General features: G+C 60.0%; 25 protein-coding genes and 7 pseudogenes. 8 read left to right on the top strand and 24 right to left on the bottom strand.

Going from position 1 to position 26,630, the window contains the following annotated elements:
- Positions 1 to 9: 9 nt before the first annotated feature.
- Entirely contained in the window at positions 10 to 1,107 is a 1,098-nt protein-coding gene (locus A3C3_RS0105680) for an AI-2E family transporter (RefSeq protein WP_022713655.1), read from the bottom strand.
- 690 nt (positions 1,108 to 1,797) lie between these two features.
- On the opposite strand from A3C3_RS0105680, the gene A3C3_RS0105690 reads away from it, so the two are divergent.
- Complete coding sequence (locus A3C3_RS0105690) at positions 1,798 to 1,989, top strand: CsbD family protein (RefSeq protein WP_022713657.1); 192 nt, start codon at positions 1,798 to 1,800, stop codon at positions 1,987 to 1,989.
- A gap of 627 nt (positions 1,990 to 2,616) precedes the next feature.
- Here the strand turns inward: A3C3_RS0105690 and A3C3_RS0105700 are convergent.
- Positions 2,617 to 3,696 (bottom strand): hypothetical protein, encoded by a 1,080-nt coding sequence (locus A3C3_RS0105700; protein ID WP_022713659.1) that lies wholly within the window; start codon positions 3,694 to 3,696, stop codon positions 2,617 to 2,619.
- 232 nt (positions 3,697 to 3,928) lie between these two features.
- On the opposite strand from A3C3_RS0105700, the pseudogene A3C3_RS46685 reads away from it, so the two are divergent.
- Positions 3,929 to 4,083: pseudogene (locus A3C3_RS46685) on the top strand (HIT family protein); the annotation flags it as partial.
- A 458-nt stretch (positions 4,084 to 4,541) separates the two neighbouring features.
- On the opposite strand, the gene A3C3_RS0105710 reads toward A3C3_RS46685, so the two are convergent.
- From A3C3_RS0105710 to A3C3_RS0105720, 4 genes are all read right to left on the bottom strand, one after another.
- Entirely contained in the window at positions 4,542 to 5,048 is a 507-nt protein-coding gene (locus A3C3_RS0105710) for a DUF1097 domain-containing protein (RefSeq protein WP_022713660.1), read from the bottom strand.
- A 199-nt stretch (positions 5,049 to 5,247) separates the two neighbouring features.
- Positions 5,248 to 5,604 (bottom strand): SDR family NAD(P)-dependent oxidoreductase, encoded by a 357-nt coding sequence (locus A3C3_RS47860; RefSeq protein WP_280752529.1) that lies wholly within the window; start codon positions 5,602 to 5,604, stop codon positions 5,248 to 5,250.
- A complete protein-coding gene (locus A3C3_RS47865; protein ID WP_342418169.1) occupies positions 5,501 to 5,998 on the bottom strand; it encodes an SDR family NAD(P)-dependent oxidoreductase in 498 nt (165 codons plus the stop codon). The genes A3C3_RS47860 and A3C3_RS47865 overlap by 104 nt, the downstream gene beginning before the upstream one ends.
- A complete protein-coding gene (locus A3C3_RS0105720) occupies positions 5,959 to 6,843 on the bottom strand; it encodes an NmrA family NAD(P)-binding protein (RefSeq protein ID WP_022713661.1) in 885 nt (294 codons plus the stop codon). The genes A3C3_RS47865 and A3C3_RS0105720 overlap by 40 nt, the downstream gene beginning before the upstream one ends.
- A gap of 134 nt (positions 6,844 to 6,977) precedes the next feature.
- Between A3C3_RS0105720 and A3C3_RS37735 the strand changes: the two genes are divergently transcribed.
- Positions 6,978 to 7,916, top strand: a complete 939-nt coding sequence (locus A3C3_RS37735) for an AraC family transcriptional regulator (protein WP_022713662.1) — start codon at positions 6,978 to 6,980, stop codon at positions 7,914 to 7,916.
- A gap of 227 nt (positions 7,917 to 8,143) precedes the next feature.
- Here A3C3_RS37735 and A3C3_RS0105730 read toward each other — a convergent pair whose 3' ends face one another.
- Positions 8,144 to 8,515: a winged helix-turn-helix transcriptional regulator gene (locus tag A3C3_RS0105730; RefSeq protein ID WP_022713663.1), complete on the bottom strand. Its 372-nt coding sequence runs from the start codon at positions 8,513 to 8,515 to the stop codon at positions 8,144 to 8,146.
- Positions 8,516 to 8,614: 99 nt separating this feature from the next.
- On the opposite strand from A3C3_RS0105730, the gene A3C3_RS0105735 reads away from it, so the two are divergent.
- Entirely contained in the window at positions 8,615 to 9,346 is a 732-nt protein-coding gene (locus A3C3_RS0105735; RefSeq protein WP_022713664.1) for an SDR family NAD(P)-dependent oxidoreductase, read from the top strand.
- 122 nt (positions 9,347 to 9,468) lie between these two features.
- Here the strand turns inward: A3C3_RS0105735 and A3C3_RS41180 are convergent, their stop codons facing one another.
- From A3C3_RS41180 to A3C3_RS46700, 16 genes and pseudogenes are all read right to left on the bottom strand, one after another.
- A complete protein-coding gene (locus tag A3C3_RS41180) occupies positions 9,469 to 9,927 on the bottom strand; it encodes a TetR family transcriptional regulator C-terminal domain-containing protein (RefSeq protein ID WP_233450603.1) in 459 nt (152 codons plus the stop codon).
- Between the two features lie 105 nt (positions 9,928 to 10,032).
- Positions 10,033 to 10,128: pseudogene (locus tag A3C3_RS46690) on the bottom strand (TetR/AcrR family transcriptional regulator); the annotation flags it as partial.
- A 20-nt stretch (positions 10,129 to 10,148) separates the two neighbouring features.
- Positions 10,149 to 10,419: pseudogene (locus tag A3C3_RS48455) on the bottom strand (2-dehydropantoate 2-reductase N-terminal domain-containing protein); the annotation flags it as partial.
- Between the two features lie 12 nt (positions 10,420 to 10,431).
- Positions 10,432 to 11,628: an acyl-CoA dehydrogenase family protein gene (locus A3C3_RS0105750; protein WP_022713666.1), complete on the bottom strand. Its 1,197-nt coding sequence runs from the start codon at positions 11,626 to 11,628 to the stop codon at positions 10,432 to 10,434.
- Positions 11,628 to 12,731: an LLM class flavin-dependent oxidoreductase gene (locus A3C3_RS0105755; RefSeq protein ID WP_022713667.1), complete on the bottom strand. Its 1,104-nt coding sequence runs from the start codon at positions 12,729 to 12,731 to the stop codon at positions 11,628 to 11,630. The genes A3C3_RS0105750 and A3C3_RS0105755 overlap by 1 nt, the downstream gene beginning before the upstream one ends.
- A gap of 140 nt (positions 12,732 to 12,871) precedes the next feature.
- On the bottom strand, positions 12,872 to 13,963 hold the full coding sequence (locus A3C3_RS0105760) for an LLM class flavin-dependent oxidoreductase (protein ID WP_022713668.1): 1,092 nt from the start codon (positions 13,961 to 13,963) through the stop codon (positions 12,872 to 12,874).
- Entirely contained in the window at positions 13,960 to 15,663 is a 1,704-nt protein-coding gene (locus tag A3C3_RS0105765; protein WP_028739433.1) for an ABC transporter ATP-binding protein, read from the bottom strand. Before A3C3_RS0105765 ends, A3C3_RS0105760 begins: the two co-directional genes overlap by 4 nt.
- Positions 15,642 to 16,490, bottom strand: a complete 849-nt coding sequence (locus tag A3C3_RS0105770) for an ABC transporter permease (RefSeq protein WP_022713670.1) — start codon at positions 16,488 to 16,490, stop codon at positions 15,642 to 15,644. Before A3C3_RS0105770 ends, A3C3_RS0105765 begins: the two co-directional genes overlap by 22 nt.
- Entirely contained in the window at positions 16,487 to 17,497 is a 1,011-nt protein-coding gene (locus A3C3_RS0105775) for an ABC transporter permease (RefSeq protein ID WP_028739434.1), read from the bottom strand. Before A3C3_RS0105775 ends, A3C3_RS0105770 begins: the two co-directional genes overlap by 4 nt.
- Positions 17,498 to 17,530: 33 nt before the next feature.
- Positions 17,531 to 19,183: an ABC transporter substrate-binding protein gene (locus A3C3_RS0105780; RefSeq protein WP_022713672.1), complete on the bottom strand. Its 1,653-nt coding sequence runs from the start codon at positions 19,181 to 19,183 to the stop codon at positions 17,531 to 17,533.
- Between the two features lie 352 nt (positions 19,184 to 19,535).
- Positions 19,536 to 20,837: pseudogene (locus tag A3C3_RS41185) on the bottom strand (molybdopterin-dependent oxidoreductase); the annotation flags it as partial.
- Positions 20,838 to 20,879: 42 nt separating this feature from the next.
- Positions 20,880 to 22,256: pseudogene (locus A3C3_RS41190) on the bottom strand (FAD-binding oxidoreductase).
- Positions 22,257 to 22,363: 107 nt separating this feature from the next.
- Complete coding sequence (locus tag A3C3_RS0105800) at positions 22,364 to 22,966, bottom strand: 2-hydroxychromene-2-carboxylate isomerase (protein ID WP_022713675.1); 603 nt, start codon at positions 22,964 to 22,966, stop codon at positions 22,364 to 22,366.
- An 11-nt stretch (positions 22,967 to 22,977) separates the two neighbouring features.
- Positions 22,978 to 23,544 carry a TetR/AcrR family transcriptional regulator gene (locus tag A3C3_RS0105805; protein WP_022713676.1) on the bottom strand — a complete coding sequence of 189 codons (567 nt, stop codon included), beginning with the start codon at positions 23,542 to 23,544 and terminating at the stop codon, positions 22,978 to 22,980.
- A gap of 423 nt (positions 23,545 to 23,967) precedes the next feature.
- Positions 23,968 to 24,117 carry a hypothetical protein gene (locus A3C3_RS45030; protein ID WP_156890773.1) on the bottom strand — a complete coding sequence of 50 codons (150 nt, stop codon included), beginning with the start codon at positions 24,115 to 24,117 and terminating at the stop codon, positions 23,968 to 23,970.
- Positions 24,111 to 24,299: pseudogene (locus A3C3_RS46700) on the bottom strand (sulfite exporter TauE/SafE family protein); the annotation flags it as partial. The gene A3C3_RS45030 and the pseudogene A3C3_RS46700, both read right to left, overlap by 7 nt.
- A 114-nt stretch (positions 24,300 to 24,413) precedes the next feature.
- Here A3C3_RS46700 and A3C3_RS0105820 point away from each other — a divergent pair.
- From A3C3_RS0105820 to A3C3_RS48460, 3 genes and pseudogenes are all read left to right on the top strand, one after another.
- Positions 24,414 to 25,424, top strand: coding sequence for an NAD(P)H-dependent flavin oxidoreductase (locus A3C3_RS0105820; protein WP_198019849.1), 1,011 nt, complete (start codon positions 24,414 to 24,416; stop codon positions 25,422 to 25,424).
- Positions 25,425 to 25,426: 2 nt separating this feature from the next.
- Complete coding sequence (locus tag A3C3_RS47870) at positions 25,427 to 25,549, top strand: hypothetical protein (protein ID WP_267903808.1); 123 nt, start codon at positions 25,427 to 25,429, stop codon at positions 25,547 to 25,549.
- An 87-nt stretch (positions 25,550 to 25,636) separates the two neighbouring features.
- A pseudogene (locus A3C3_RS48460) lies at positions 25,637 to 25,693 on the top strand (hypothetical protein); the annotation flags it as partial.
- Between the two features lie 52 nt (positions 25,694 to 25,745).
- Here A3C3_RS48460 and A3C3_RS48465 read toward each other — a convergent pair.
- Positions 25,746 to 26,069: a hypothetical protein gene (locus A3C3_RS48465; protein WP_425337553.1), complete on the bottom strand. Its 324-nt coding sequence runs from the start codon at positions 26,067 to 26,069 to the stop codon at positions 25,746 to 25,748.
- A 36-nt stretch (positions 26,070 to 26,105) separates the two neighbouring features.
- Here A3C3_RS48465 and A3C3_RS48470 point away from each other — a divergent pair, with 36 nt between their 5' ends.
- Entirely contained in the window at positions 26,106 to 26,216 is a 111-nt protein-coding gene (locus tag A3C3_RS48470; protein ID WP_425337552.1) for a hypothetical protein, read from the top strand.
- Positions 26,217 to 26,630: the final 414 nt, after the last annotated feature.

Below are 26,630 nucleotides of genomic sequence, written 5' to 3' on the forward strand. Positions count from 1 at the left end.
CTTGTTGGCTTATCCTTCCAAAAAATGCCCAAGCGAATTCAGCGGAGCAATCTCATCGCAGATGATCTTTAGAATTGCCAACATGGGAACGGCAAGGATAGCGCCGGGCACGCCCCACATCCAGAACCAGAAGATCAGCGACAAAATGACCAGAACTGGATTGAGCGTGAAACGCCGGGCGAGCAGCATGGGCGTAACTATTTCGCCTTCGATCAAATGGATCAATAGGTAGAGCCCTGCGGGCAAAAACGCTGTCCAGGTCCCATCGATGCCCAGCAGACCGACAAATACGAATATGGCGACACCAGCGAACGGGCCCAGGATCGGCACAAAGTTCAGGATAAAAGCCAAAACGCCCCATAAGATCGGATCGCCCAGGCCCGTTGCCCACATTGCGGTTCCGGTTGCAAGGCCCACGAACCCGTTCATAAGGGTGATGGTCACAAGATAAGCAGAAATATCTTGCTCAACCTGCTGTGACAGGGCGACCATCTGGCGCTTGTCGCTAAACCGGGGAATGATTTCGACCGTTCGCCGCAGGAACGTGTCGCCGGAGATCAAAAGAAAGAACAGGATCAAAATGGTCTCGAAAAACCCGCTTGCAAAGTGCTGCGTTCCCTGGAGCAGGATAGCGGACAAATTGAAGCCGGCATCGGCTTGTCCGCCATCAATCTGATGCATGAAGTCCTGGAAGGTCTGAAGCGGTTTGCTCAGAAAATGAAGGCGTTGCTGTAGCCTCTCAATACCTTCAGGCAGACGGCCTGCCCATGACGAGGCCGGCCCTGACACGGCAGCGCCAAGAACCACGATAAGGCCAAATAAGGTCAGAATGACCGTGAGTGCCGCAAGCGGCCGGGGGACGCGGAGCCTTTCCAGTTTCCGCATTGCCGGCTGGAACAGAAGCTTTAGCACGAACGAAAGAATAATTGGCAGCAAGATCTCCGCGGCGACATAAGCCGCCGTCAAACTCGCGAGAATCAAGAGGCACGTCAAAATGACAAGCTTCGGATCGGCGGTTAAGGGTCCCGCTTCTTTTGTGAGATCGGAAATGTCGACCGGTGTCGCTTTGCTGGTAGGACCAGTCCGAGAAAAGATTGACTTCTTCATCGATGCCTCCTCAAGCACGATACGTCCCGGCACCTGCAGTGGCCGCTCCGCCTAAATCCCAATGCGAAGAATGAAGGCCCTCATCATCGTTCTTCGGTGTTTCGTCACCGGGGAAGCTTGTCGCGGACCGGTTGGTCCCAGTCGTGCAATTGAGCATTGGAAAGCGTTTGTTTTATTCTCTTCATCCATCGCCTCAGGCGATTAATATTCTTCTCATAATATTGTCTCGGGAGGGTCAACGAAATGCCCCGCTGGATGTCGCTAAAACGCGCTGTTGTGAAAGCGGTTCCATCTTCGGAAAAGTGACCGTCGCCTCGGAGCTAAATCGCAGCGATAATGTGATGACGATCGACATGCATGGGGAAATTGATGCAGACGCGTTGCTGCAAACGCCGAGTCCCGTGCCATTCGAATGTCGCCAGGTCATTTTTTCGAGTCAGAGCCGCATGACGATCTTCGCTCGAGTGCCTCAAAGTTTGGGACGAATCTTCGACGCGGTTTGTTGGAGCAACATGAACCACATGCGTTAGCGGAACTATGTTTGGGGACAAGGTTGGCTATCGACGATGCCCGGAGCGCGCCGTCTATTGTCACATTATTTCAATAGGCTGGACTATATTTCCAAGTGGAACCAATGAAGGTGTTGACCGTTTAGCTTTTAATGAATGAAGCTTTCAAGGAGTCTACCCAATGGGTAGCGCAAGCGACAAAGTTTCCGGAATGGCCAATAAAGCAGCCGGCAATATCAAGCAGGCTGCCGGTAAGGCAACCGGTTCCAGGGAAATGCAGGCCAAAGGCAGGATGCAGGAGATGAAGGGCGAGGCCCAGGAGGCCAAAGGTAAAGCCAAGGATGCTGTGAAAAAGATCATCGATAAAGCGTGACCGGTTTTCGGACCGGTTGTTTGGCCATTTGCGGCCAGGATGACATACGGCGCGTTCCACTGCTTCAACGGCGTAACAGGCGCGTCGTTCCAGCCCTCTAGCAACGAGGCTTCACATTTACGTTGCGAGACAGGGTGCAATCTGCTGAAACGTCCCATGAGCGAGAGGAAGCCGTCGCGGCCATGATCGAAGCCAGGAGCGATATCCAAGCGGTCGGAACTTACCTCCGGTTCATAGTGGATTCGGTCGACTCGGATGACGAGGGAGGCTCCCGAACAATTGAGCTCGTCAAAAGCAATCGAACCCGGCCTGCCGCGACAGAGTCGGCGGCCGTCGACGAAGCGTCGATCTCGCCCAACGGCCGGCAATGTGGTTGTGCTGGCTTGATCTCTACTCTCCGGATGCGCGAAAAGAATGACTCCGCCCGGCGGTTCAGGTCGTCGTGGCGATACGCCTGCTTTGGTGTTCGCTTGACGTCGAAGAGGACATGGAGCGTCGTTGCCAGGAACTAATTTTGAGAACGTCCGAGAGTTTGCTCTCCAGCATTCCGCCATAAACACTTGCGGAGAGGCTTTGAATCCAACCGCCGAGCCGGATAGAAGTGGGTCGCCTCTCCGCCTGTTCGTTTTATATCGACCGGACGGCTATGGAGTTGAGCAACCAGGCCGAGTCGATCGAGATATCGATGCTGACGTCGTTGAGCAGTGCCCAAATTTCGTCAGCGAGCCCAACGTAAACCCAAATCTTCTTGTTGGCGGGAAACGCCATGCTCGTGTACAGATTGACGATCCGCCGTTGGCCCGGCGCCATCTGGACGGTGTCGCCTGGGTAGCTCTCGCCGTCACCACTGCAATCAAGCCCCGCGACAAACCATTGATCGCTGACCTCGTTTGCTGGATCGACGTCCTCCCAGTTCCAGAACACTGCCAGCACCAACCTCCCCCGCGTCGACGCGTTAAAGTCGGACCAGCCCCATTCATCATCGGTCCTGATGCTGTGATGGCAATAGAGGGCAGAAAGATCTGCCTTGACTTGCAGGATGCCCGTGCGAAGGGTCTTGAACCTGACCAGATAACCGGTTTCCCGGCCGACGCTGATAAGATCCACGTCGGATGCGTCGTGGTTTCTGGCGACAAGCTTCGAGCCCAGTTTCGCTGTCTCGTCGAGGTACGAGGCGTTCGTTACGACGACTCCGTCTCCCGTCGCCTGATTTCGCTGAAAGCGGTCCCAGGATCCCATGAACGGCGGGTAGAACACCTTCTCTTTATCGGGGTCCGGCAAGGGAATCCAGATGATCGGCGGCGGCGACGCAAACCAGTCGGGATTGTTGCCGACCACCGTTTCCGCGTAACGAAATCGATTGCTAGCCGTAACAAATCGCGCCCGTCGATATGTGGCGTCATGTACGTCCTTGAGCGCCGACAAATCGACGCCCGCATCTCGAGCCGCGATCAAGGATCTGTAGCGATTGCCGGGGGCGCGAAGATCCTGTGACTGGTCTTCCCGAATGGTCGCTCGAATTTTCTCGCGCAGCTCGAATGACAAGATCTCGCTCCGCTTCTGCGAGAATGAACGGCGTAAATTCTCAAAGCTATCCACCTTTGTGCGCCATATTTCTTCTTGATGACGGTCGTGAATGGCCTCGAGCTTCTTAAGCTCGGGATCCATCGAAGAGGATTGCTTTTCAGTGCTATCGTCTGTTCTCATATCGTCCCTCCTGAGAACGAGGCTCGGCAATGTGGTAGCACGGTCTACCCAGGCTTGAAAACACAGCCATTCGGGTTACTGCCTGAAGTTGATTTCGCAGCTCGAGACAGTACCATGCGAGTTAGTTAGTACCTTGTTCATGAGCCTGGTTTGCCTCACCACAGCATCTTGTCTATCGAGACGAATAGAGGGGCTGTGGTTTTGATACTTCTCAACATTTCATGTGGTCGAGATGGAGAGCTGGCTCGTCAATCATCGAAATGAACTCAGCTTTGCCGGGCTATCTCATGATCAGTTCCAAGCACTTCACCAATGAGCTGTCCAATCTTTCAGCCAGCGGTGGCTGAACTGGGGCCGTTGATGGCGAAAGCTCAACGCGGTCTGCAGGTGCTATTGAAGCAAGACAATACAATCGGCGTCCATTGCGAGGAGGTCACCGCCCGGATGCCGTGCCGCCGCCGCGGGGTTAAACGAAATGAGTCGGTGAAGATGTCCGACGGAGTCAACTCCCCGTCGCCCACCGGTTTCTCAGTATCTGACGACACCCAGAATTAGGGGACGTTTCCGGCGCCCAGTATTGTGGGCGTGGCGCTCAAACGCGAGCGGTATCCTATTTCAGAGCCGCGTTCGCCCTCGACACATCGCGAAAAACCTGTCTACCCTTTGAATGCTGACATCCGGTCGATCCCGAATCCATTGCGGGTTTAATCCAAGCCAAAATTCCCCGCGGGGTGATCGAAAAGGGCGAATAGCAGAGCAGGGGCGGCCTGCTGTCCGCTTCAAGAGGAACATCAAATCCTGATGCCCGTGAAACCGACAGAAGGTCAATTATCACTGTCGGACCTTCACTCCGCCCAGCGTCGGTTGAGTGCCTGGCAAGTGTAGCCAGCCAATCCGCCGATTGATGTAGCACCGGTCAGGTGAAGGAAAGACCCGGCTGTCATGTCGAATTCGGCGGCGAACCACGTCACCATACCAAGGAACCAAGCGAGCATATTGCCGGTGACGCGCTGCGTCCGCAATCCGACAATCAAAAGGGCGACCAGGAAGACGACCAACGGCAGGGCCAGATGTCCGAGCGAAGGGATAAGCGCCACGGTCAGAACTCCGGATGCAGCGCCGATGGCAAGGCCGAGCCACAGGCAAAGCATGGCGGCGAGGCTATTTCGCAGTGAGGTCGGTCGGCTGAACCATGCGATAAACCCGGCAAACATGACCCAGACCTCCAACGCTAATGCCGCGCTAAGCCACGCGGCGAAGGCTGCAACGACTGACGCGATTACCGTCCAGAGAATGAATTTTCCACGCGTCTGGCGGTGAACCGCGGTTGGCTGATTTTGGACTTTGCTCATGAGTATCTTCCTTCTTTTCTGTCTTCCTAAAAGAGTGGGATAGAGTTCGCTCGATCGCGCCACGCCTGCAGAAAGCGCGATGTCCTTTCTTGCATTCAATATTCGGGATGACTCGCTTTGAGCGGTGGCTATGGCTTAAGGCCCGTTGAAGATCGCAAAACGCCGCGCATAGTCCGCCATCCCTTTCGGCAAAGCGTTCTCACCTGACGCGCTCGACAAGGATTTCGCCGCCAGGCGGATTGGGATCGGCAAGAAGTTGCGTCACTTCGGTGATGTAGGCGGCAAGCGGCATGGCATGAGGATCGCTAAGCTGATGCGGGCCGCTTAGTTCCGTTTGAACATACGGCGGGGCCAGTTCGAGCACGTTGACGGACGAACCGCGAAGCTGGACGCGCAGTGATTGCAGCCAGGAATGCAGGAACACCTTGCTGGCGCAATAGGTCGGAAAGTTGTTACGGGGCACGAAGGCGAGGCCGGAGGTCGTCGTGATGATCGCCGCATTCGGCTTCGCCTTCAGTGCCGGGAGCAAAGCCACCGTCATTTGCAGCACGCTCATGATGTTGGTCTCGACGATGTCGCGCGCGATAGAGAGATCGGGCTCGGCCCGCTAGGCTCTCGGGCCGCGAGATGCCTGCATTGTTCACGAGGACATTCAGCTCCGGGACCTTATCGCGGATGCGAGCCGCGAAGGCTTCGATCGCGACCGGGTCCCGCACGTCGAGTTGAAAGGCGAGCATTCCGGGATTGGCTTCAGTGATCTCATCGAGGCGGCTTTGGCGGCGGCCGGCGATGAGGACCTGGTTGTCGAACCTGTGAAAGGCTTCGGCGAGGCCTCGACCGATGTCGCTGGTGCCACCGGTAATGAGGATGATATTGCCTGTCATCTGCATGATGTCATTTTCCTTGAAGGTCAGCCCAAGAGCGCCGGTCGCAGGACTTCTTCGCACCATTCGCGGAAGCTGGTCGGGGTGGTGTTCTCAGGCGTTCTTTCGATGCCGAGGTCGAGGCCCCGGTTCTTGGCATCGGCCATGTCGGTCATGCCCCGTGCCATCGCCTCGGAGAAGCCGAACTGAAGGAAGCGGGTCTTGTAGGCTTCCAAGGAGAGCTGCTGGAACCGTACGGGATTGCCGAGAGCGCCCGACATGATCTCCGCCATGTCGTTGAAGGAAATGTTCTCCGGCCCAAGAACCGCCACCTCTTCCTGGCCGCTCGAGCTCTCGTCCAGCAGCAAGCGGGTCGCCACGGTTGCAATGTCGCGGGTGGCGCAGCTGGGTAGTTTCAAATCGCCAGAAATCGGCGAGAAAAACATACCCTGATTCTTGATCGAGGCGGCCTGCATGAGAAGATTATCCATGAAGGACGGCATGGTCAGCGCCCGAAAGGAGACGCCGGTGCTGGCGATCAGGTCGTCCATCGCCAGCGATCCGGTCACATAGCCGGCATTGTCGGCGAGGGGCGTGGTTCGGCCGAGCGCAGTGATGCCGACGACTCGCTTCACTCCGTTGGCCTTCATGGCAGCCGCGGCCGGGCGTGAGAAATCCACATAGGCGGCCATGACGCTTTCCGCTTTCGCGTCCGCTGGCACCAGCCAGAACACGGCCTCCGCACCTTCAAATGCGCGGTTCACGGTATCGGCGTCTGCGTGGGAGCCCTGAACTACCTCGACCTTGTTATGAATGACATCCGGCAACCTTGAAGGATCACGGACGATAACGCGGACTGAGGCGCCGTGCTCGAGCAGATTTTCGACGACCTGGTGGCCGATATCGCCCGTGGGGGCAGTGACTACAATCATGGCATCCTCCTGATGTCTTCGCGGGACCGTGTGGCTTTGATGGTCAACGCCAACTCATAAGATAAGTAAGGCATTGTCGGCGGACGCTCCATGCTCTATCGTCGCGATTATCGTCGCGATCGTCCGGAAATGCCATGGATCCCCTCTCCGAGTTCCTCAGCCTGCTCAAACCCTCGAGCACCATTTCATCAGGCTTTGACGCCACGGGAGACTGGTCGATCCAGTTCGGCGACCAGCACCATCAGATCAAATGCTATGTGATCCTATCTGGCGGATGTTGGTTGGCCGTGGATGGTGTTGGTAACATCGTGCGTCTCGAACAGGGCGACTGCTTCGTGCTTCCGCGCGGACTTTCTTTCCGGCTTGCAAGCGACCTGAACCTGCCTTCGGTCGCGGCCTCGACCATCTTTCCGCCCGCCCGTGCTGGCGGGATGGTGACCGTCAATGGAGGTGGCAGTTTTTCCCTTGTGGGTGCGCGTTTTGCGGTGGGCGGCAATCACGCCGATATATTGCTGGAAATGTTGCCGCCCATCGTGCACCTTAGCCAGGAGGCTGAGCGGGACGCGCTGCGCTGGTCGATCGAACGCATGATGCAGGAAGTGCGTTCACAACAGCCGGGTGGCTATCTCATGGCGCAATACCTTGCGCACATGATGCTACTGCAAGCGCTCCGCATTCATCTGGCGAGGGATCATCAGGGCACCGGATGGTTCTACGCTTTGGCTGACAAGCATTTGAGCAGCGCAATTCGAGCCATGCACGCCGACCCTGCAAAAAACTGGACTCTGGCGGAACTCGGTGAGACCGCGGGAATGTCGCGCTCAGTCTTCGCGGAGCGCTTCAAGGCAAGCGTCGGCGAGACACCTATCGACTATTTGTCCCGATGGCGCATGCTTCTTGCTTGCAACCGGCTTGAGAACGGCGACGATCCGATCTCCGTTGTCGCACCAGCGCTGGGCTACCAATCGGAGAGTGCGTTCAGCAAGGCGTTCAAACGGGTTATTGGGTGCTCGCCCCGTCAATATCGCGGGCAAGCAAACTTTTCATCTGAAACGCGACCCGTACCATGGTGACTCGTGGCCGTTATACGATTGGCCGCCCGGACCGTGCCCGGCGCCGGCCCTAACGCCGCGGTTGATTTCTTTGCCCTGCACGGATCAGGCAAAATTGGTTCGATTCCCCTCCGGACCGTTCATGACGGTACCCTTGCGACGCCTGTAGCTGGTTCCTAAGCTGTAGCGGTGGTTTTGGGATTCTGCGAGTTCAGATGGACACTCCATAATGGAAACTTGCGTCTAGGTTATCCCGGTTGGCGCCGATCGTAGTCAGCCTGTGCAGTTTCTACTTCAGCCCCATGCGCGAGAGCCCAGCAATACAGCGCCTCGAAGGGTGCCTGTAGTGATCGACCAAGAGGCGTGATTGTGTACTCAACCCCGACAGGGCTGGTTGGTAATACCTCTCGTTTGATCAGGCCGTTTCGTTCGAGTCGTTTCAAAGCCTCAGCCAATGCCTTGTGCGTGATGCCGTCCAGACGCCGCATAATTTCGTTAAATCGTGAGGGCTTTGAGCAGAGGACGGTGAGAATGAGCACAGACCATTTATTGGCAATGTTCTCCAGGATTGGCCGTGTCTTCCGGGCATCGATCAGGGCTTCGTTTGCGAATTCGGCCATCGATATACTCCATGATATCTACGCTATATATAGTGCGTAATTGACCGTAGATATAAAATATATATCTAACGTGCAACATTTTTGAAAAAAGAGGCGCACATGTACAGCTTGTCCAACAAGATTGCATTGGTTGTCGGAGGAAACAGCGGGATCGGAGGCGCGGTTGCCGAACGCTTCGCCAGGCAGGGCGCGGAGGTGTATGCGACGGGGCGATCGGCGGTCGAGAAGAAAAGGCCGGTGGAGCCGGCTGCCGGTGTGATTCACGCCATAAAGGCGGACGCCGGCGATTTAGTTGAGATGGAACGGATATTTGCCGCGATAAGAGCAGAGCGTAGGAGAATCGATATCTTGGTGGTTAACGCGGGAATTTCGGAAAACGCGACGCTCGGGAACATCACTAAAGGTCATTTGGACCGGACATTCGGCATCAATGTCAAATCGCTCATATTCGCAATGCAAGGCGCTGTCGAGTTGATGCCTAGAGGCGGAGCAGTAGTGCTGATCGGCTCTATCGCCGGCTTTATCGGGACAAAGGGCTACGGCGTATACGGCGCCAGCAAGGCCGCGGTTCGGGCGTTAACGCGCACTTGGGCAAATGAGCTGGCCGAGCGGGGAATACGCGTCAACGTTGTCAGCCCCGGCCCGACCGCCACCGCCATGTTCGATGCTGCGTCGAACGAGGTACGAGAAGCTTTGACGCAACTGATTCCCTTGGGCCGATTGGGTCGCCCCGAGGAGGTGGCCGCTGCTACGCTATTCCTCGCCAGCGATGAGAGCGGCTTCATCACCGGCGCAGAATTGTGCGTCGACGGGGGCATGGCCCAGGTTTAGCCGATGATGGCTATGTCCAGGCATCCGGTTCGACATCATCGATGGCCACCCCTCATTCGGGATCGGCGTACGCCGGAACGAGCGGGGCGACATCACGATAACGGCCGCGGCTGCGCGCACCCTCAACCTGCTGCGCAGCAGCGATCCGAATTTCCTGCTTCTCGTCGAACCGCGTCAACACGGTATCTGCCACTCACTTTCGTCTGTAAACACGGTTGCGAACAGAACACGTTTGAACTGATTGATCGGCTCGGGCTGCGCTCGACTTTCATGCGCATCATCGCTCCCTCCCATGATGCGAGCAGGAATGTCCCCACATCATCTGCATCGAGATCGCTCCTGACCTCACCTGCGGCCTGTGCGGCGCGGACTGTCTCGGCGAAGGCATCCGTGAGCGAACGGCAAATTTCAGTGAGATGCCTGCGCAGCACGTCACTGTGCTCCGGCACTTCCAGACTCATGTTGCCGACAAGGCATCCGTATCTCCAGCCAGCATCCTCAAGCCATTCTGCGATCGCGACGAAATACGCTCGCAGCCGTTCTTTGGGCTGGCGGCTCTGATCGCGCAGCGTCGAATCCATGATGGCTAGGATTCGCTGATGATAGCGGTCAAGGACTACGACGGCGAATGCTTCCTTGGACCTGAAGTGGTTCGTGAAGCAGCCCTGCGGAACGCCCGCTTCGCCGGTGATCTCGCGAATACCGGCGGCCGCGAAGCCGCGCTTGTGAAGCGTCGCGACACCGGATGCGATGATTTTTTCTTTGAGGGACGGTCTTGCCATGGACAGACAATACAGTTGGACGATGCGAAGCCTGCACCCTCAACCTGCCGCCAGGCCCAGAATTCTGTGGCCGATTCGACATCCCGCGCCTTGACCGCAAGGACCAGAATATCGCCCGGATGTAGCGCCGGCGGCGTGGCCGTATCGGCGGTGTGGAGCCTGATCACGCGGTGTCCGCCCGGCCGGTGATACGAGAGACCGTGAGCGGCGATATGGGCAATCTGGGGGGACGCCGTGCGTTTCGAATTCGGCCGCAAGGCTCGCGCCGACTGCGCCGGCGCCGATGATGATGTAGCGTCATGATCAGGCCGTCTTCAGTACGGTGAGATTGACCGGAGGAGCCAATGGCGTGTCCTTTTCGCTCTTCCAACGTTCGAAGGCGGCGCGCCCGAGAATCGAAATGGACGTGTCTTCCTGCGGGGCATGGACAAGCACCGACTGAATGTCCCGGAAATGGCGCTCGAGCCCCAGTTCGTTCCCGAGGCCGGGGTTGCCGATGCCGCGCACGGCGATCTGCACCGCGTCGCGCAGCTGCCGGCCGGCAATCAGCCGGGCCCTGATGTGCTTTTCGGCCTCGGCTTGCTTGTCCTTCAGCGCATCGAAAATGATCTGCCGGGCGCCGGAGACGAGGAGGTCGATTTCGCCGGAAAGTGTTACGAAGCGTTCCGTGCGGGCAATCGGATGGCCAAGGTTGGTTGGAACACGCTCGTGAGCAAAGCGGATGAACGCCTCCTGAGCCGCTTCGGCCACCCCAAGATAGAGCGCGGTCAGCGCCAGCGTGATTGCCGCGTGGGCGCGGTTGTCCTGCTGTGCAACGGATGGATCGACCAGATCAATGACATTCTCGAGTGGGATTTCGACATCGGTATATTCGACATCGTGAGAGCCGGAGGCGCGCATGCCAAGGCTGTTCCAGTTCTCGATGACGCGAATGCCCGGGAGCCTGTTCGGAACGACGAATGTTCCGACGCGGGCCGGCGTTTCATCGGTGTGCGCCCAGACCAGGAAATGGGTCAGGCCGTGTGCTCCGGTGACGAAGCGTTTGCGGCCGGTGATCGACCAGCTGGAGGCGGTACGCCGGGCAACCGTCGCCGGCAGGCCGCCGCGGGCGGGCGAGCCGAGTTCCGGTTCGACACGCGCGGCGTTGAGCAGCAGCGGATGCTGCTTGGCCTGCTTAAGCAGGACTTTGTAGAGGTCGTCAGGCCAATGGCTCTTCGTCGCCTGACCGAGGTGGTTGAAGATCGTCATGGCGCTGATCAGCGCGACCGACGGATCACCCCGCCCGAGTGCTGCAAGTATCGTCGCGGCCTCGTAGAGGCTTGCGCCGGCGCCGCCATATCTCGTCGCGACAGTGCTTTCGAGCAGGCCGCTTTGATGAACCGCACGGATGCCCGTCCAGGGAAAATCCCCCGTCCGGTCCGCCTCGGGAGCTGCGTCCGCAAGAGCGCGCGTCGTCGCGCTCAGCAGGCTTGGATCGAAAGCCGTGTCGCGCGCGATCATCAGGCTGCGGCCTTCTTCTTCGCCTCTTCCCGCTCGCGTATGCCTTCACGCACGAGCGGCAGGATGTAGCGGCCGTAGTCGACGGCGTCGTTGTAATTGTCGTAGCCGCGGATCGAGATCAGGTCGGCGCCGAGATCGATGTAGTCGAGAATGGAATCGGCGATGGTGCGAGGCGAGCCGACGAGCGCGGTCGTTGCGCCGGAGGCATTGGTGGCGGTGACGGTTGGATACCACAGCGCCCGGTCATGCACGTCGCCGCGCTTGGCGATGTCGAGCAGCCGCTGCGAGCCGACATTGGCGGGCGGCGCGGCGTTGATCGGCGCGCGGTGGAGGCCCTTCTGGCGGTTCTCATTCAGGCGATCCAGAACTTTATGCGCCTTTTCCCAGGCAAGCTCGTCCGTTTCGGCCACAATCGGCCGGAACGTCACCCAGATGCGCGGGCGGTCCGTCCGGCCTGCCTTTGCGGCTTCCGCATAGATGCGATCGATCTGCTGTTTGGTTTCCGCCAGAGGCTCGCCCCAGAGCCCGAAGATATCGCAGAGCGAACCGCCGATGCGATAGGCCGCATCCGATGAGCCACCGAGCGAAATCGGGATCAGACCGTTTGTCGGGCGCACAGCACTGCGGAATTGCTTGAACTGGTAGTATTTGCCATCGAAATCGAAGGGCTCGGTCGAGGTCCATGCAAGGCGCAGGATCCGGATATACTCTTCCTGCCGCTCGTAGCGCTGTTCCTTGTTGAGGAAGTCGCCCTCGCGCGCCTGCTCGTCATCGCTGCCGCCGGCAATGAAGTGGACGACGACGCGTCCGCCGCTCAGCTGGTCAAGGGTGGCAAGCGATTTGGCCGCGACCGTCGGGTAAACGGTGTTGGGCCGCAGCGCGACGATGATCTTGATGTTCTTCGTGTGCGCGAGAACCGTGGCGCCGATCGTGAAAGGGTCGAAGGACGAGGAGGAGTATGGGATCAGCGTATAGTTGAAACCGTAGTCGTCGAGGGCGCGCGAGTATCGCTCAAGATAGCGGGGATCGACCGGGGCGTCCGGGATGGGATTGAGATCGTTCGAGGCGTTGGGAAAGCTGACGCTGATGAATTCCGCGGACATGGGAGCTCCTCTGAATGTCGATGGTGGTCGAAAGTTAGGCGGCAGACAAAGGCTAAGGAAGACAGGTCTTTCTATTTCTAGTGAAACTATAGAAAATATCTCTATTGGCGGCTGCCGGCGTTCAAATTCCAGTGGAGGTTCTACCAGTCAGGCGACCAGCCAAGGCTCGGGGCGATAGTCCCGGCAAGGTCGGTCAGCAGCTGGATGTTCTCGGCGAGGCGGAATGCCGGTGGCAGGAAGAGAACGATCTCGTCGGCCGCGGCGAGCCCGGGATCACTCAGCACTGCTTCGATTACCTGGTCCGGTGTGCCGTGGAAGACCGGCGAGATCTGGCTTCCCGGCGGCTGGTTGGTCCGCGAGCTCGGTTCGAGAGCGCCCTTCGGCCGCGATGCGGCTATGCCCTGGGTACGGCGCTCGAGATCATAGGCTGCGTATCTCTCGCGAAGATCTGGCGTCGTGCCGACCAGGATCGACGCTGCCACGGCGACAGGCGGCGGCCCGCTTGTCCGCTGCTTTCGCCAGGTGGCCCGGAAAGCCTCGATGCAACGGGCCTGATAGTTTCCGAAGCTCTCACCCTCGGCGTGGTCGTGCTGTACGGTTCCGGCGATCAGCCCGATGCCGAGTTCGGCGGCCTGGATAGCTGACCCGAGGCTGGCGGAACCTTGACGGATGCGCGAGCGAAGGGTCGGGCTGTGCGGTGTCACCCTCAGTTGGCTGCCTTCCGCGGCACCTTGGCCTGGTTCTGCGACCGTGTGCAGAACCTCGCCGGAGATCGCGGACAGAAAACGCGCCTGACGGCGTTTGGCTTCCGTCCTGGCGTCGGTCTCGACCGTACCGAAGACGGCATCGAAGGCTGCGTTGGCGCTGGTCGAGATCGCCAGTTCCAATCTACCGCCGATCAGCAGGTCGGTCGTGCCTGCGGCTTCCGCCAGCAGGATGGGATCCTGATAACGCATCGGAATGACGGCCGAGCCCAGCACGATATGACTGGTATGCTGGCCCGCCGCGGCAAAGAAGGGCAGCGGCGAGGATAGATAGTGGTCGAAATGCCGCTGATAGGCCCAGCCTGACTGGTAGCCCAGACGTTCGGCCGCCTTGAAAAGCTCGATGCCCTCCCGCAAGCCATGGGCTGGACCGGTTTCATCGTTGAACGAGACGCGCGTGTTGAATCCGAGCCGCTTCTTCGGACGGAATGACGCGGACGGTGCCGGGGCGGGGGCGACGACGGTCATGCGATCTTTTCCTCATTGAAGATCTGCCGCTGCTGCAGGGGCTGGGTGCGCGCAAAACGCACGGCACCTGATGGGATCGATTCCAGCAGCGAGCGGGTGTAGGGCTGGCGGGGGGTGTCGAAGATCTCTCCGACGGTGCCGTGCTCGACGATGCGTCCGCGCTGCATGACAGAGACCGTGTGGGCAAGCTGGCGCACGAGAGCCAGATCATGCGAGACGAAGATGTAGGTGAGGCCGAGCTTGACCTGCAGCGACAGCAGCACTTCGACGATATCGGCCTGAACGCTGACGTCGAGCGCCGAGGTAGGCTCGTCAAGGACGATCACATCAGGTTTCAGGACAAGCGACCGGGCGATGGCAACGCGCTGGCGCTGGCCGCCAGACAAGGCGGCGGGCTTGCGGGACAAGAGATGCTCCCCCAGCCCGACATCTGCGAACGCCTTGCGCACCGCGAATGCCCGCTCCTGATGTGTCCCGACCTTGAAGCGGTCCAGCGGCTCGCGCACGATTTTCTCGACGTTCCAGGTCGGATCGAGCGATGTGAACGGGTTCTGGTAGACGAGCTGCAGGTGCCGCCAGACAGAGCGCAGCTGCTCCGGTGACCGACCATTCACCTGTTCGCCGCCGACAGCGATCCTCCCGGTATCGGGTTGCTCCAGCCCCAGCAGAAGCCGGATCGCCGTTGTCTTCCCAGATCCGGATTCACCGACCAGCGCATGCGTCGTTCCCGCCTGAACCTCGAACGAGACGTCGTTGACGGCGGTCAGAACCTTGCCGTCGACGGTGAAGTTCTTCGTTACGCCGCTGACCTCGATCTTCGGTGTCTTTTCGCGCCTGGCGCCGAGATGCCGGAAGCCAGGCTCTCGCAACGACCGGTACCGGTCCGGGTTGAGTGCCGGCACATCGCCATGGAGCTTTCTGGCGTAGGATGAGGAAGGGGCGGAGAATGCCGTAGCGGTACTGCCGGCTTCCTGGATGGCGCCGTCCTTGAGGACCACAATGGAATCCGCGCGTTCGGCTGCAATCGCCAGGTCATGGGTGATCAGGAGAAGGCCAATCTGCAGCTCCTCCTGTAACTTCGACAAGAGGTCGAGAATACGCTTCTGGATCGTCACATCGAGTGCGGATGTCGGCTCGTCTGCGACCAGCAGCGAGGGTCGCGGCAGAACGGCGAGACCGATCAGCACGCGCTGGAGCATGCCGCCGGAAAGTTGATGGGGGTAGGAGTCATAGACGCGCTGCGGATTGTCGAGCCCGACCTGCGCGAATGTCTCCAGAACGAGTGCCTTGCGAAGCGCCTTGTCCGGTTCGTCCAGAAGTGCGGTAGCTTCCATTGCCTGCGCGCCGATGGCGCGAACCGGGTTCAGGGAGTTGCCCGGATCCTGCGGCACGAAGCCGATCCTGCGTCCCCTGAACGGGCGGAAGCGGCGCTCCGGAAGCCCCAGAAGCTCCTGGCCATCGAATTCGACGCGGCCCGCGGCGCGTCCCGTTCCGGGAAGCAGCCGCAGGACGGCGCGGGCGATGGTCGATTTGCCCGATCCGGATTCGCCGATCAGCGCGAGACTTTTGCCGCGTCCAAGCTCGAAGCCGACATTGGTCACGACCCTGTGGGTGCCGTAGGCGACCGACAATCCTTCAGTCCGCAGCAATGGGGACGATGGACGATTCAAAAACGTGGTCAGTCTGTCTTGCGGAGCCATCGGCTGATCCTGTTTAGAGAGAGAACGGTTGCGATCGTGACGAGGGCCGGGGCGTAAACCAGCCAGGGCCATTTGAGGTAATCCTTGCCGATCGAGATCAGCAGGCCCCAATCGGAAGCAGGTGGCGGGTCGCCGTAGCCAAGGAAGGCAAGGCTGGCGATCACCAGGATGGAATCGCCGAACTGCAGGACGGCAAGCGGCAGCACCGATCGCGATGCGTTCGGAAGCACGTGGCGCCACAGAATGTGCCAACGGGAGCCGCCGAGAAGGAAGGACGATTCGACGAAGGTTGCCTGCCTCGTCTTGATGACTTCGGAGCGCATCACCCGGGCAAAAAGAGCGACGGCCGAGACGCCCGTCGCGATTGCCGCATTCGTCGTGTCGAAACCGATCGCGGTGACGACGATCACCGCCAGCAGGAATTTGGGGATTGCCAGCAAGACATCGACGAGGCGGGCAAAGACCGTGTCCACCCAGCCGCCGAAGAAGCCGGCCAGCAGTCCCATAATTCCGCCGGCGACAACGCCGATCACGACCGCGATCAGCGCGCTGGCTACCGATGAGGCTGTGCCATAGACAATCCTGGCATAGAGGTCGCGGCCGAGATGATCGGTGCCGAACCAGTGCGCCGCACTTGGGCCAAGCAGCTTCTGGGCGGGAGTGCCGTTCACTGGATCGTAGCTTATGAAGAGGCCAGGCGCCAAGGACCAGGCGATCGCCAGAGCGACGACCAGGAACGAGAGGATTACGACGGGCGGCACACGCAGGCCCGTCAGACGGCCGACCAGCGTCGCACGCGGTGTGGACGAAATAGAGGCGAGCGTCATGGGGTCACCGCCTTGGAGATCGGGAGAGAGCTGTCATCAGCGGTCGTCGGGCGACGCTGCTGCGTGCCGAGAAGCTTTACGCGGGGATCGAGCAGCGGGTAGGTCAGGTCGGCGATCAGGTTGACGACGACAAAGACCACCGCGGCGAGCGAAACGACCGCCTGTAGGACCGGCAGGTCCTGGGTGCTGACCGACCGCTGTACCAGGCTGCCAAGCCCGTTTCGGCCAAACACCGTCTCGGTGATCAGTGACCCTCCGAGCAATTCGCCGACCGTCAGAGCGACGACGGTGATGACCGGCAGCGATGACGGCTTCAGCAGGTGCATGACGAAGAGCCGCATCTGACCAAGACCGCGTCCGCGTGCGACGGCGGCGTAGTCCTGGCCGGACTCATGGTCGAGATTGGCAATCAGGACTTCGGCGATCTGCGCGGAGATCGGGATGCCGAGAGCGATCGCTGCGAAAAGCGTTGCCCAGAAGCTGTCGGGCTCGATGACGCGAAAGACGCCGAGCTGGAAACCGAAGAGGTGGATCAGCACCAACCCGATCACGAAATTCGGCACCGACAGGAACAGCGAGGGGAAGCCGCGCAGCAGACCCTGGCCGAACCGCCGAGGCAGAAACTGTGTGCCGTAGGCGATGATCGCCGCCAGGAAAAGCGCAACCGCAAGGCCCGCCGAGGCAAGCACGAGCGTCGACGGCAGAACCTCGCCGATCAGCGTCGCCACCGCCCTGTTGGTCCGCATCGACAGGCCGAGATCGCCGGTCACGAAGCCGGAAAAGGCGTTCCAGAGCTGCACGGGGATCGGTTTGTCCAGCCCCTGCGCAGCGATGATCTCCTTGATCTCATCCGGCGTGAATCCGTTCTGCGGGTTGTTCAGGACATTGGTGATCGGATCACCAGGTAGGATGCTGACGACGACAAAGGTGAAGACATAAGACAGCAGGATCACGACGATCGCCTGCAGCAGCCGCTTTCCGGCATAGTTGAAATAGGCTTTGATCATGCCCATCACCTCTGTGTCTGTTGAATGGCCGGGCTATTCGCTCTTCGTCGCGGTGTAGTAGCTGGCATAGGCGACGCCGTTGTAGACCTCGCCCTTGAGCTTCGGCGACTGCACGTAGATGCGCTGGACGATCTGCGTTCGCGGAATGAAATAGCCCTGGTCGAGGACGTATTTCTGCAATTCGTCGAGAAGCGGCTTGCGGGCTTCGATGGAGCCGGCGCCGGCGATCTTGTCGCGCAGATCGTTGAGGGTCTTGTCGCTCTCGTCGAGCGCAAACCAGTTCTCGCCATTGTTGGCGTTGGTCAGAATGCCGGCGACGGTGCCGGCGTCGATGAAGGAGCGCGTCACCTCATATGCCGGCACTCCCGCGCCGCCATACTTCACCTTCTGGCCGAAGGTGACGACGTCATAGGCGCGGATATCGACCTTCCAGCCGATTTTGCCGAGTTGCTGCGAAATCAGTTCGTCGATCGATTTCGATGTCGCGAGGTACGGGTTCGAGTTCAGCGTCAGCAACAGCGGCTTGCCATCCTTGACGCGGATGCCGTCCGGGCCCTTCTTCCAGCCTGCCTCGTCGAGAAGCTTCTCCGCCTTTTCAGGATTGTAGGCGAGGAGCGCGCTCTGGTCGGTCGCACCCGGAACGTTGCTCTGGATGAACGACGTCGCAAGCTTCCAGTCGGGCGTATAGATGGTGTCGATGATTTCCTGGCGATTGATGCCGGCCTGAAGCGCCTGGCGAACCTTCACGTCGTCATAGGGGGCAAGCTTGGTGTTGATCGCCCAGCCGTTGACGAAGCCGAGATAACGCGGCGTTGCCACCGTGAGGCCTTCCGACTTGAGGGACTCGAGTTCCTGAGGCGATGCATTGTAGGCGACGTCGGCCTGGCCGGACTGGACTGCCGCAACGCGCAGCGACGGTTCCGAGACGAGCTTGTAGGTGATCGTATCGAGATGGGCGGGACCGGTCTGGCCCACCGCTGCCGGGCCCCAGTTGTAGTCCTTGCGCTTGGCGAGCTTGACGTAGTCGCCTTCCTTCCAGGACCCGACGACATAAGGGCCGCTGCCGGAGGTCTTGCTCAAGTCCGCCTGGACGCTTGCCGGCGAGGCGATGGTCTTCGGGGAAATGAGGATCGAGCCGTGGTAGCCGAGCGTCGGAATGAAGCCCAGGGTCGGCTTCTTGAAGAAGACCTTCACGGTTGTCGCATCGACGGCTTCGGCATGATCATAGGTTTTGGGGAACAGGCCGATCGGATTGATGCCCTCGCTCTTGCGCCCGGCATACCAGATGTCGAGATTTGCGACGACGGCTGCCGCATCGAGCGGGCTGCCATCGGAGAAGGTCACGCCGCTCTTCAGATGCAGGGTGAATTCAGTCGCATTGTCGTTCTGCTCCCAGCGCTCGGCGATCCACGGGCTGACCTTGCCGTCGGCATCGACATAGAGAAGCTTGTCGGTCACATGGCCCCAGATATGGCCCTGAAAGCTGGAGATCGCGCTGTTGTTAGGAATCCAGGTGTCCCCGAGGGAGTCGATCAGGAAGACGACGTCTCCGCCATCATGCGCTCCGTCTTCAGCCAATGCCGGGGTTACATTCGCTGTCGCGACCAGAGCGGCAAATGCCAGTGCAGAGGTGGCGGTCAGCAGACGACGCCGGGAAAGAAAAGGGCGGAAAGAGCGGTCGTTCATGAAGCGGTCCTGTTTGGTTGCCGGGGCTGATTATGAAGAGGAGCCTATGTGAGCGGATCGGTTTCGAGAAAGACTGGTTGTTCTTTTTCTACCAAATTTGTAGATTATTTTATCAGCGCAATCTGAAGCAGGAGGATCAGGATTTCCGGTGGCCGTTCGCCCGATAAGGTAACGCCCTTGTTGGTCTATTCGTCGATGAACGTCGTTCCGTCGAGAATGCGCACGGGCGGCAACTCCCCGACAAAGCGCTCGACATCGACCTTTGTAGAGAAGATTTCGATCTTGCCCGATGGCGTAGGCAGCGGATTGGCCTCCGGATCGGCCCGGAATGCGCGCGCAGGGCCGCCATCGTCGCCTGGCGAAGCCTGTTGAGATCCTGATGACGATGGAACGGGTTGCCGTCGGCCCAATAGACAAGGCGGATGTCAGGATAGCGCAGAGCCTGGCCATTGTAGTGGAACGGTTCGCCCGGGTTCAGCAGCATGTCGGCGATCCGTGCGACGGGAATGAAATCCGGCACCGGATTGTGGAATTGCTTGAGCGTCGGCAGGGGAACGGCGAGCTGGCTTTTGCCGATGTTGCCGAGGGCGCCGAGCGAATAGGAGAAGCCGCCGCCATCCAAGCCCATCTGACCGAGCATGGCCGCCAGCACGATCCCCATCCAGACCGGCTGTTCGCCGTAGTCAGCGCGCTGCAGGGAATGGCTGACGGTGATCAGGGTTCGGACGTTCGCCATGCGGCGTGCCAGATCCACAATCTTGTCGGCAGCGATACCGCAGATGCCGGCTGCCCATTGCGGGTTCTTCTCGACGCCATCCTCGTGTCCCAGCAGATAAGCCTCGAAGCGTGGATAGCCTGTCGTATAGCGGTCAAGAAACTCCCGGTCATGCCGCCCCTCTTTGACGAGCACAAGAGCGATCGCGAGCATGAGGGCGACATCGGTTCCGGGGATGCCGGCAGCCATTCAGCCGCCAGATCGGTCGCAATATCATCCTTGAGCGGGCTAATGAGGACGAAGCGCGCGCCGCGCGCACGGGCGCCGTTCAGCGCCGGGCGCACGACGTGCTGGCTGATGCCGCCGCCATGGACATCGGTATTCTTGACCGCCATGCCGCCGAAGGCAACGATCAGCTCGCTGCTGCGTTCGATCGCGTCCCAGGTGACGCTCTTTCGGTCGAAGCTGTCGTAAGGACCGAGCACATGCGGAATGATGACCATCGCCGCGCCCGAACTGTAGGTATTGAACGATCTGACATATCCGCCGAGCACGTTGAGGAAGCGGTGGATCTGGCTTTGGGCATGATGAAACCGCCCTGCGCTGGACCAGCCATACGAGCCGCCGAAAATGGCCCGCGGTCCGGCTTCGGCGTGAACACGGCGAAGCTCGTTGGCAACAAGATCGAGCGCTTCCGGCCAGCTGACCTCGACATAACCGTCGCTCCCACGTTTCCCGGCGTTTTCGGGCCGGCCTTCAAGCCAGCCGCGCCTGACGGCCGGGCCGGATGCGGGCGGGGCTATGAGCGATTGCGGGCAGGTTGCCGAGCAGGGGAGATGGGTGGGGGTCGGCGGGATGCGGACGGATTTCGAGGGCTTCGCCCTGATGCCGTGCATAGAATGCGCCCCAATGAGAGCTGTGGGGTTTGAAGCCGTCCATCGCACCGTCTCCCGTGAACAAGGGCAGAAAGATCGGCAACACTCACACCGGCAGGATCTTGCCGGGGTTCATGATGCCCTGGGGATCGATGGCTTGCTTCAGCGAGGCCATCAGCTCGACGGCGTCTCCGTGTTCCTGACGCAGATAGCCGATCTTGCCGGTGCCGACGCCATGTTTCCCCGGTCGACGTGCCGCCGACGGAGATTGCGTGTTCGACCATCGTCTTGTTGATGGCCGCGACCTCGGCGAGCTCCGCCTTGTTTTCGGGATTTACGGCGAAGACCACATGATAGTTGCCGTCGCCGACATGGCCGAGAATGGCAGCCGGAACACTGCAGTCCTGCAACAGGGCGCGGGTCCTGAGGATGCAGCCACTGAGTTCCGATACCGGAACGCAGACATCTGATGACCAGCCCTTGGCATTCTGTCTCTGCGAGACGACTGCGTAGAAGGCGTTATGCCGGGCCTTCCAGAGGCGATTTCGCTCCTCCGGCGCGTTCGCCCATTCGAAATCCTTGCCGCCGTGATCCTTCACGATGTCCGCAACCAGCTCGACCTGTTCCTGAACCGAGGCAGGGGACCCGTGGAATTCGAAGGCGAGGGTATCTTCGATCTTCAGCGAAAGGCCGGAATAGGAGTTGGCGGCAGCAATCAGGCGCGGTCCATCAGCTCCATCCGCGCGATAGGGATGGCAAGCTGCACGATCGCGATCGCGGCGCCGACCGCCTGCTCCACGCTCTCGAACGAGCAGAGGGCTGCCGAAATGGTTTCCGGAACGCCCTGGAGCCGCAAGGTGACGTCGGTGATGATGCCGAGCGTGCCCTCCGAGCCGACGAAGAGGCGGGTGAGGTCATAGCCGGCGGACGATTTGCGCGCCCGACCGCCGGTGCGAATGACCTGACCCGTTGGCAGTACAACGGTCAGCGACAGCACATTCTCGCGCATGGTGCCGTAGCGCACGGCGTTGGTGCCCGATGCCCGTGTCGCCGCCATGCCGCCAATCGAAGCGTTGGCGCCCGGGTCGATCGGGAAGAACACGCCCTGGTCGCGCAGATGCGCATTGAGCTGCTCGCGCGTGACGCCGGCTTGGACGGTGCAGTCGAGATCCTCGGCGCTGACACGAATGATTTGCGACATCTGCGAAAGATCGATCGACACGCCACCGCGCACCGCGCTCAGGTGCCCCTCGAGTGAAGTTCCCGCGCCGAATGCGATGACGGGCACGCCTGCCGCAGCGCAGAGCCGGACGGCTTCGGCCACGTCGTCAGTGCTTTGCGCGAATACCACGGCATCCGGAATTGCCGGCGTGTGATGGGATTCGCCGCGGCCATGCTGCTCGCGCAGGGCCTTCGAGATCGAGAAGCGATCACCGAACCTTGCCAGCAATTGGCCCGATAGCTCAACGGATAAGATGCCCATCGTTCACTCCTCCTTCGGTGGTGACCGTGTCAGCCGAAATCGTGCCATGCCGTCATGATCAGGCACGGATGCAGATTGACCGGCACCAAGTCTCACCAGGCTAGCTGTCAGACGGCGATCTTCTCGCCGTTCAGGTGGCGCTCAAGGAAGGGCAGGCTATCCTGCCCCCAGTAGAGCTCGTCTTCGTAACGAAACGTCGGGAGGCCGAAGACGCCGGCGGTCCTGGCGTTTTCGATGTTGGATCTCCAGATCGATTGGGTGGCCTCGGCCTGGGCGCGTTCTTCCAGCTTTGTCCCGTCGATCCCTATCGAATTGGCGATTGCCTGACGCACCTCGCTCCGGCCGATATCCGCCGCGTCCGTCCAGAATGCTGTCTGCAGAGCGCGCGTGAGCCCGAGCCAGTCCAAGCCGTCCTCGATGGCAGCGATGACCGTGAAGCCGGCGGGCGTGGGATCGGACAGGGCTACGCGATTTTCGAAGTTCAGCGTCTTGCCGCGCAGGACTGCCCATCGCTTCAGGTCCTTGGTCCAGTAGGCACGCCGGGCTTCCGGCCTGTTGCGCGAATAAATGCCACCGTTGTCTTCGATGAGAGAGATGACGTGCGGTCGGATCACGGCGTCATGCCTGGACGCGAGTTCCGAAAAGGCATCTAGGCCGATGTAAGCCCAAGGGGAGCCGATACCGAAGAAGTAATCAATAACCTTTGCCATGTTCCGCCTGTTCAGGACCTCATTGAAAGACGCGCTTCGTCGAATACAAAAAGCGCGCACTCCCTGGCGGTCAGCACAGCCTGGGGATCGCGCCCGACGGCAACTGTCGCCAGAGCGCCCTCGTAAAGAAGGGAAAGATGAGCGGCCGGCTGGGCCGTCTCGAGACCCGCCCTTTCCATCAGCGCGCCAAACATCTGGCTGACGGCCGCCTTATGGGCGCGCGCGACGGTAACAACGCGTTCTGAATCCCCGTGCTCGGCCACTGCCAGGGCGAACGCGCATCCACGAAACTCCGGGCTGTCCGCCTTTTCATGCAGCCGCTCGAAGATGAGATTGAGCTGATCCCGCGGGCGCGGGACTTCGTTCAGGACCTCTTCCAGAGAGCGGATGACCCGCTCGTGACGGTCATGAAGATAGGCGGCCACGAGATGATCCTTGGACGGGAAATGCCGATAGAGCGTTGCCTTGGCAACCTTGGTTTCTTCGATGATGCGGTCGATGCCGACAGCGCGGATACCTTCGCGGTAGAAGAGCGCGCCGGCAGACGCGAGGATGTGATCTGAAATGGAAGCTTTCATCGAACTGCTTGCGGAACCTTCTCGAAACAGCGCGCTCTGACATGCGAGTGCAGCAAGGCAGATTTCTATGCGGCCTAACCCTCGGGAGAAAGACAGGTCATTCCATTTGGATGTGCCGTTGGAAATATTTTTGCTCCAACGCATGTGGATAGTCTTTGGGCCTGCGACCCAGGACCTGTATGCCGGGACCCTACGTCGAGCTGCCGGGGTAAGAATCGCTATCGCCGAAATTGATCGGCCGAAGGCCCAAGCGATGATTTAAGGGATGGAGCCGTGCTAGCAGTCGTGGATTCGCCGGCTTCGGCGACTGAGCCAAACGAGCGACTCTATTCGCAGGTGCGGCGAGCGACTGACGAATTTCGTGCGGTGGTGCCGAACTTGCTTTAAGTTTTCCGACAGTGAAGTTCGCGCTGTGGGGAGCATTTAGAGGGCATTGCCGAGATTGTGCTGCTCCCCCCGAACAAGGTTGGTGGTGAATTCGAACATTATACTCGTGCGTGCGCTTTGACCTTTGAGCTGGCCAGCTTCCTCGGCGGCAAGGGCCTCGGGACGTTCAGGCCGCGGTCTTGCCAACTGATAGCTCCAAAAATCACGAAGACCACAACAGCTATGCCGTTTGCTGCGTTCACCAATAACATCCGGGGCGGATTGAGGGCTTTGATCTCGATGTCCTGCAATAGACTCCACGCCGCAATCATCATCAAACCGACCGCGCCGCCGAAGTAGCCGCCATAAATTCCAAGAATGAATTGCAGCCAAGGCCACGTAGTGCGGCGAGCGAGGCCTGTTGCTTTTGACCACGGCGAGGAGCTTTACTGCGAATTCCTTGCTTTGGCCAACTGATAGCGGAGGGCTTCCGGATGCCCAGCATGTCTCAACCGGTGCATACGCGTCTCACCAAGGTGCTAGGCTGCGATTATCCCATCATCCAAGCCGGAATGGGTGGGCCGGGTCGCTCCGAACTCTGTGCGGCGGTCAGCTCGGCCGGGGCGTTCGGCTGCATCGGCATGGTCAAAGAGAAGCCAGAGTTGATCAGGAGCGAGATCGAGGCGGTGAGGGGCAGAACGGATCGACCGTTCGGCGTCAATCTCGTTCCCTCCGTCACCGATCCGGTTCTCCTGGAGGAGGAGTTGGAGGTTTGTTTCTCTGAACGGGTCAAGGTAATCGTGTTCTTCTGGGACGTAAGGCCGGATTTGGTCGCCCGAGCGCGCGCAGCAGGTTGCAAGGTTCTCTATCAGGTTGGAAGCGTCGCCGATGCGATTGCCGCCGAACGCGCCGCGGCTGATGCAATCATTTGCCAGGGTGTCGAAGCGGGTGGTCACGTTCGTGGCAAGGTGACGTCGATGGTTCTCCTTCCCCAGGTGGTCGACGCGGTGAGTGTGCCGGTCGTCGGGTCCGGAGGGTTCGGTTCAGGGGCGAGTTTGGTCGCGGCCCTCGCGCTGGGTGCTGAAGGCATCCATTGCGGAACGGTTTTTCTGGCGACCGACGAATGCTACGCACACGACTATCATAAGCAGCGTGTCATCGACGCCGCCTCGGAGGACGCGATTTACAACGACGTGTTTGCGATAGGCTGGCCGCCGCAGTCCCCGGTCCGCACGATCGAAAACAGCGTCACCAAGCAATATGAGAACGACTTACTCGGACATGGTCCCGATGATTTTCCGCTCGAAGTCATCGCCCGCGACGGCGACGACGCGGTCTACCGCTTCAGCACTCACTCACCGTTGCGCGGCATGTCCGGCGAAATGGAACCCCTAGCGCTGTACGCGGGACAGGTCTGCGGTCAAATCAAGCAAGTTCGTCCCGCAGGGGATGTCGTGCGCGACATGGTCAATGACGCCAGACACGCACTCGCCCGTCTGCGTTCGCTGGAATAGCGGTGAGCCGATTCAATGCCGTCGAAACGAAGCGGCTCCGCAACAGTTCGAAGCGGCTGGCCCTGATTCCCGAAGCAGCGCGCGTGCTGGAATACGAAGACGAGCACGTCGCGGGTAAGGCATGAATAGGCGAGAAATCCCCAGTTTGCGTCGTCGCGCGTATCTATTTGCGGGTCAGCACCGAAGAACAGGACCTGGCTCGCCAAGAGGCGATGGTAGGCCAAGCCAAAGCGGCCGGATATTACATCGCCGGCGTCTACCGCGAAAAGGCGTCGGGTGCTCGCGCCGATCGGCCGGAGCTGCTACGCCTCATCTCTGACCTCAGCCGGCGAGGCTGTCATTGCGGAGAAGATCGACCGCATAAGCCGCCTGCCGTTGCCAGAGGCCGAAAAGCTCGTTGCCACAATCCGCGCGAAGGGCGCACGGCTTGCCGTGCCCGGTATTGTCGATCTGAGCGATATCGCAGCCGACGCTGAGGGGGTCGCGAAGATCGTCCTCGAGTCGGTGCAAGAGATGTTGCTGAAACTCGCCCTGCAGGTCGCTCGTGACGATTTCGAGGATCGGCGTGAGCGCCAGCGCCAGGGCATCGATCGAGCCAGGATCAACGGCAAATACGCTGGCCGACAGGCGGACACGGCGACACACGAAAGAATCGTCGCCCTGCGAACGGGCGGAAACAGCATCGCTCGCACTGCTAAACTCGCAGGATGCAGTGAAAGCCAGGTCAAACGCGTTTGGGCGGAGCATCAACGCTCAGAAGGCAGCATGCGGGTCGGCGAAAATGCAACCTAGACCATACAAAGTGGCGGCGGCACCGCCGCGCTCAGAGATGTCTCTCCACGTATCCGTTTACAAAGTCCCATCCCATGCCGAGTGGTTGCCTGACCAGATCGTAATGATCGTTGAACCTCTTGATGAGATGGCCCTCCAGGTCTGGTTCCCAGATTGTCGCCTCATAGCCCAGTCGGCCGCTGACAAACACGGAAAACTCTCTGAGCCCGAAACGATCTTTCATCGTCTGCGCGCAAGAAGGCCTCCGCGGCAAGCGGGCTATCCGCTACGATGACATCGAGGAGGGGATCCGGAGCAACCGTCCTCCCTTACCAATCAATCTGCGCTATCGTTTCGCGATCCACGAAGCGGGTCATGCGGTTGCCATCATGCTCTTGACCTCGGACCGGTCCGTGGCCTCCACGTCGACACCGG

This window comes from Rhizobium mongolense USDA 1844 (assembly GCF_000419765.1).
GTDB lineage: Bacteria > Pseudomonadota > Alphaproteobacteria > Rhizobiales > Rhizobiaceae > Rhizobium > Rhizobium mongolense.

What these genes read in the sequence shown, in the direction of transcription:
- A3C3_RS0105680 (WP_022713655.1), bottom strand. Translation starts at nt 1,107, where the DNA reads ATGAAGAAGTCAATCTTTTCTCGGACTGGTCCTACCAGCAAAGCGACA.
- A3C3_RS0105690 (WP_022713657.1), top strand. Translation starts at nt 1,798, where the DNA reads ATGGGTAGCGCAAGCGACAAAGTTTCCGGAATGGCCAATAAAGCAGCC.
- A3C3_RS0105700 (WP_022713659.1), bottom strand. Translation starts at nt 3,696, where the DNA reads ATGAGAACAGACGATAGCACTGAAAAGCAATCCTCTTCGATGGATCCC.
- A3C3_RS0105710 (WP_022713660.1), bottom strand. Translation starts at nt 5,048, where the DNA reads ATGAGCAAAGTCCAAAATCAGCCAACCGCGGTTCACCGCCAGACGCGT.
- A3C3_RS47860 (WP_280752529.1), bottom strand. Translation starts at nt 5,604, where the DNA reads ATGAGCGTGCTGCAAATGACGGTGGCTTTGCTCCCGGCACTGAAGGCG.
- A3C3_RS47865 (WP_342418169.1), bottom strand. Translation starts at nt 5,998, where the DNA reads ATGGTGCGAAGAAGTCCTGCGACCGGCGCTCTTGGGCTGACCTTCAAG.
- A3C3_RS0105720 (WP_022713661.1), bottom strand. Translation starts at nt 6,843, where the DNA reads ATGATTGTAGTCACTGCCCCCACGGGCGATATCGGCCACCAGGTCGTC.
- A3C3_RS37735 (WP_022713662.1), top strand. Translation starts at nt 6,978, where the DNA reads ATGGATCCCCTCTCCGAGTTCCTCAGCCTGCTCAAACCCTCGAGCACC.
- A3C3_RS0105730 (WP_022713663.1), bottom strand. Translation starts at nt 8,515, where the DNA reads ATGGCCGAATTCGCAAACGAAGCCCTGATCGATGCCCGGAAGACACGG.
- A3C3_RS0105735 (WP_022713664.1), top strand. Translation starts at nt 8,615, where the DNA reads ATGTACAGCTTGTCCAACAAGATTGCATTGGTTGTCGGAGGAAACAGC.
- A3C3_RS41180 (WP_233450603.1), bottom strand. Translation starts at nt 9,927, where the DNA reads ATGGATTCGACGCTGCGCGATCAGAGCCGCCAGCCCAAAGAACGGCTG.
- A3C3_RS0105750 (WP_022713666.1), bottom strand. Translation starts at nt 11,628, where the DNA reads ATGATCGCGCGCGACACGGCTTTCGATCCAAGCCTGCTGAGCGCGACG.
- A3C3_RS0105755 (WP_022713667.1), bottom strand. Translation starts at nt 12,731, where the DNA reads ATGTCCGCGGAATTCATCAGCGTCAGCTTTCCCAACGCCTCGAACGAT.
- A3C3_RS0105760 (WP_022713668.1), bottom strand. Translation starts at nt 13,963, where the DNA reads ATGACCGTCGTCGCCCCCGCCCCGGCACCGTCCGCGTCATTCCGTCCG.
- A3C3_RS0105765 (WP_028739433.1), bottom strand. Translation starts at nt 15,663, where the DNA reads ATGGCTCCGCAAGACAGACTGACCACGTTTTTGAATCGTCCATCGTCC.
- A3C3_RS0105770 (WP_022713670.1), bottom strand. Translation starts at nt 16,490, where the DNA reads ATGACGCTCGCCTCTATTTCGTCCACACCGCGTGCGACGCTGGTCGGC.
- A3C3_RS0105775 (WP_028739434.1), bottom strand. Translation starts at nt 17,497, where the DNA reads ATGATCAAAGCCTATTTCAACTATGCCGGAAAGCGGCTGCTGCAGGCG.
- A3C3_RS0105780 (WP_022713672.1), bottom strand. Translation starts at nt 19,183, where the DNA reads ATGAACGACCGCTCTTTCCGCCCTTTTCTTTCCCGGCGTCGTCTGCTG.
- A3C3_RS0105800 (WP_022713675.1), bottom strand. Translation starts at nt 22,966, where the DNA reads ATGGCAAAGGTTATTGATTACTTCTTCGGTATCGGCTCCCCTTGGGCT.
- A3C3_RS0105805 (WP_022713676.1), bottom strand. Translation starts at nt 23,544, where the DNA reads ATGAAAGCTTCCATTTCAGATCACATCCTCGCGTCTGCCGGCGCGCTC.
- A3C3_RS0105820 (WP_198019849.1), top strand. Translation starts at nt 24,414, where the DNA reads ATGTCTCAACCGGTGCATACGCGTCTCACCAAGGTGCTAGGCTGCGAT.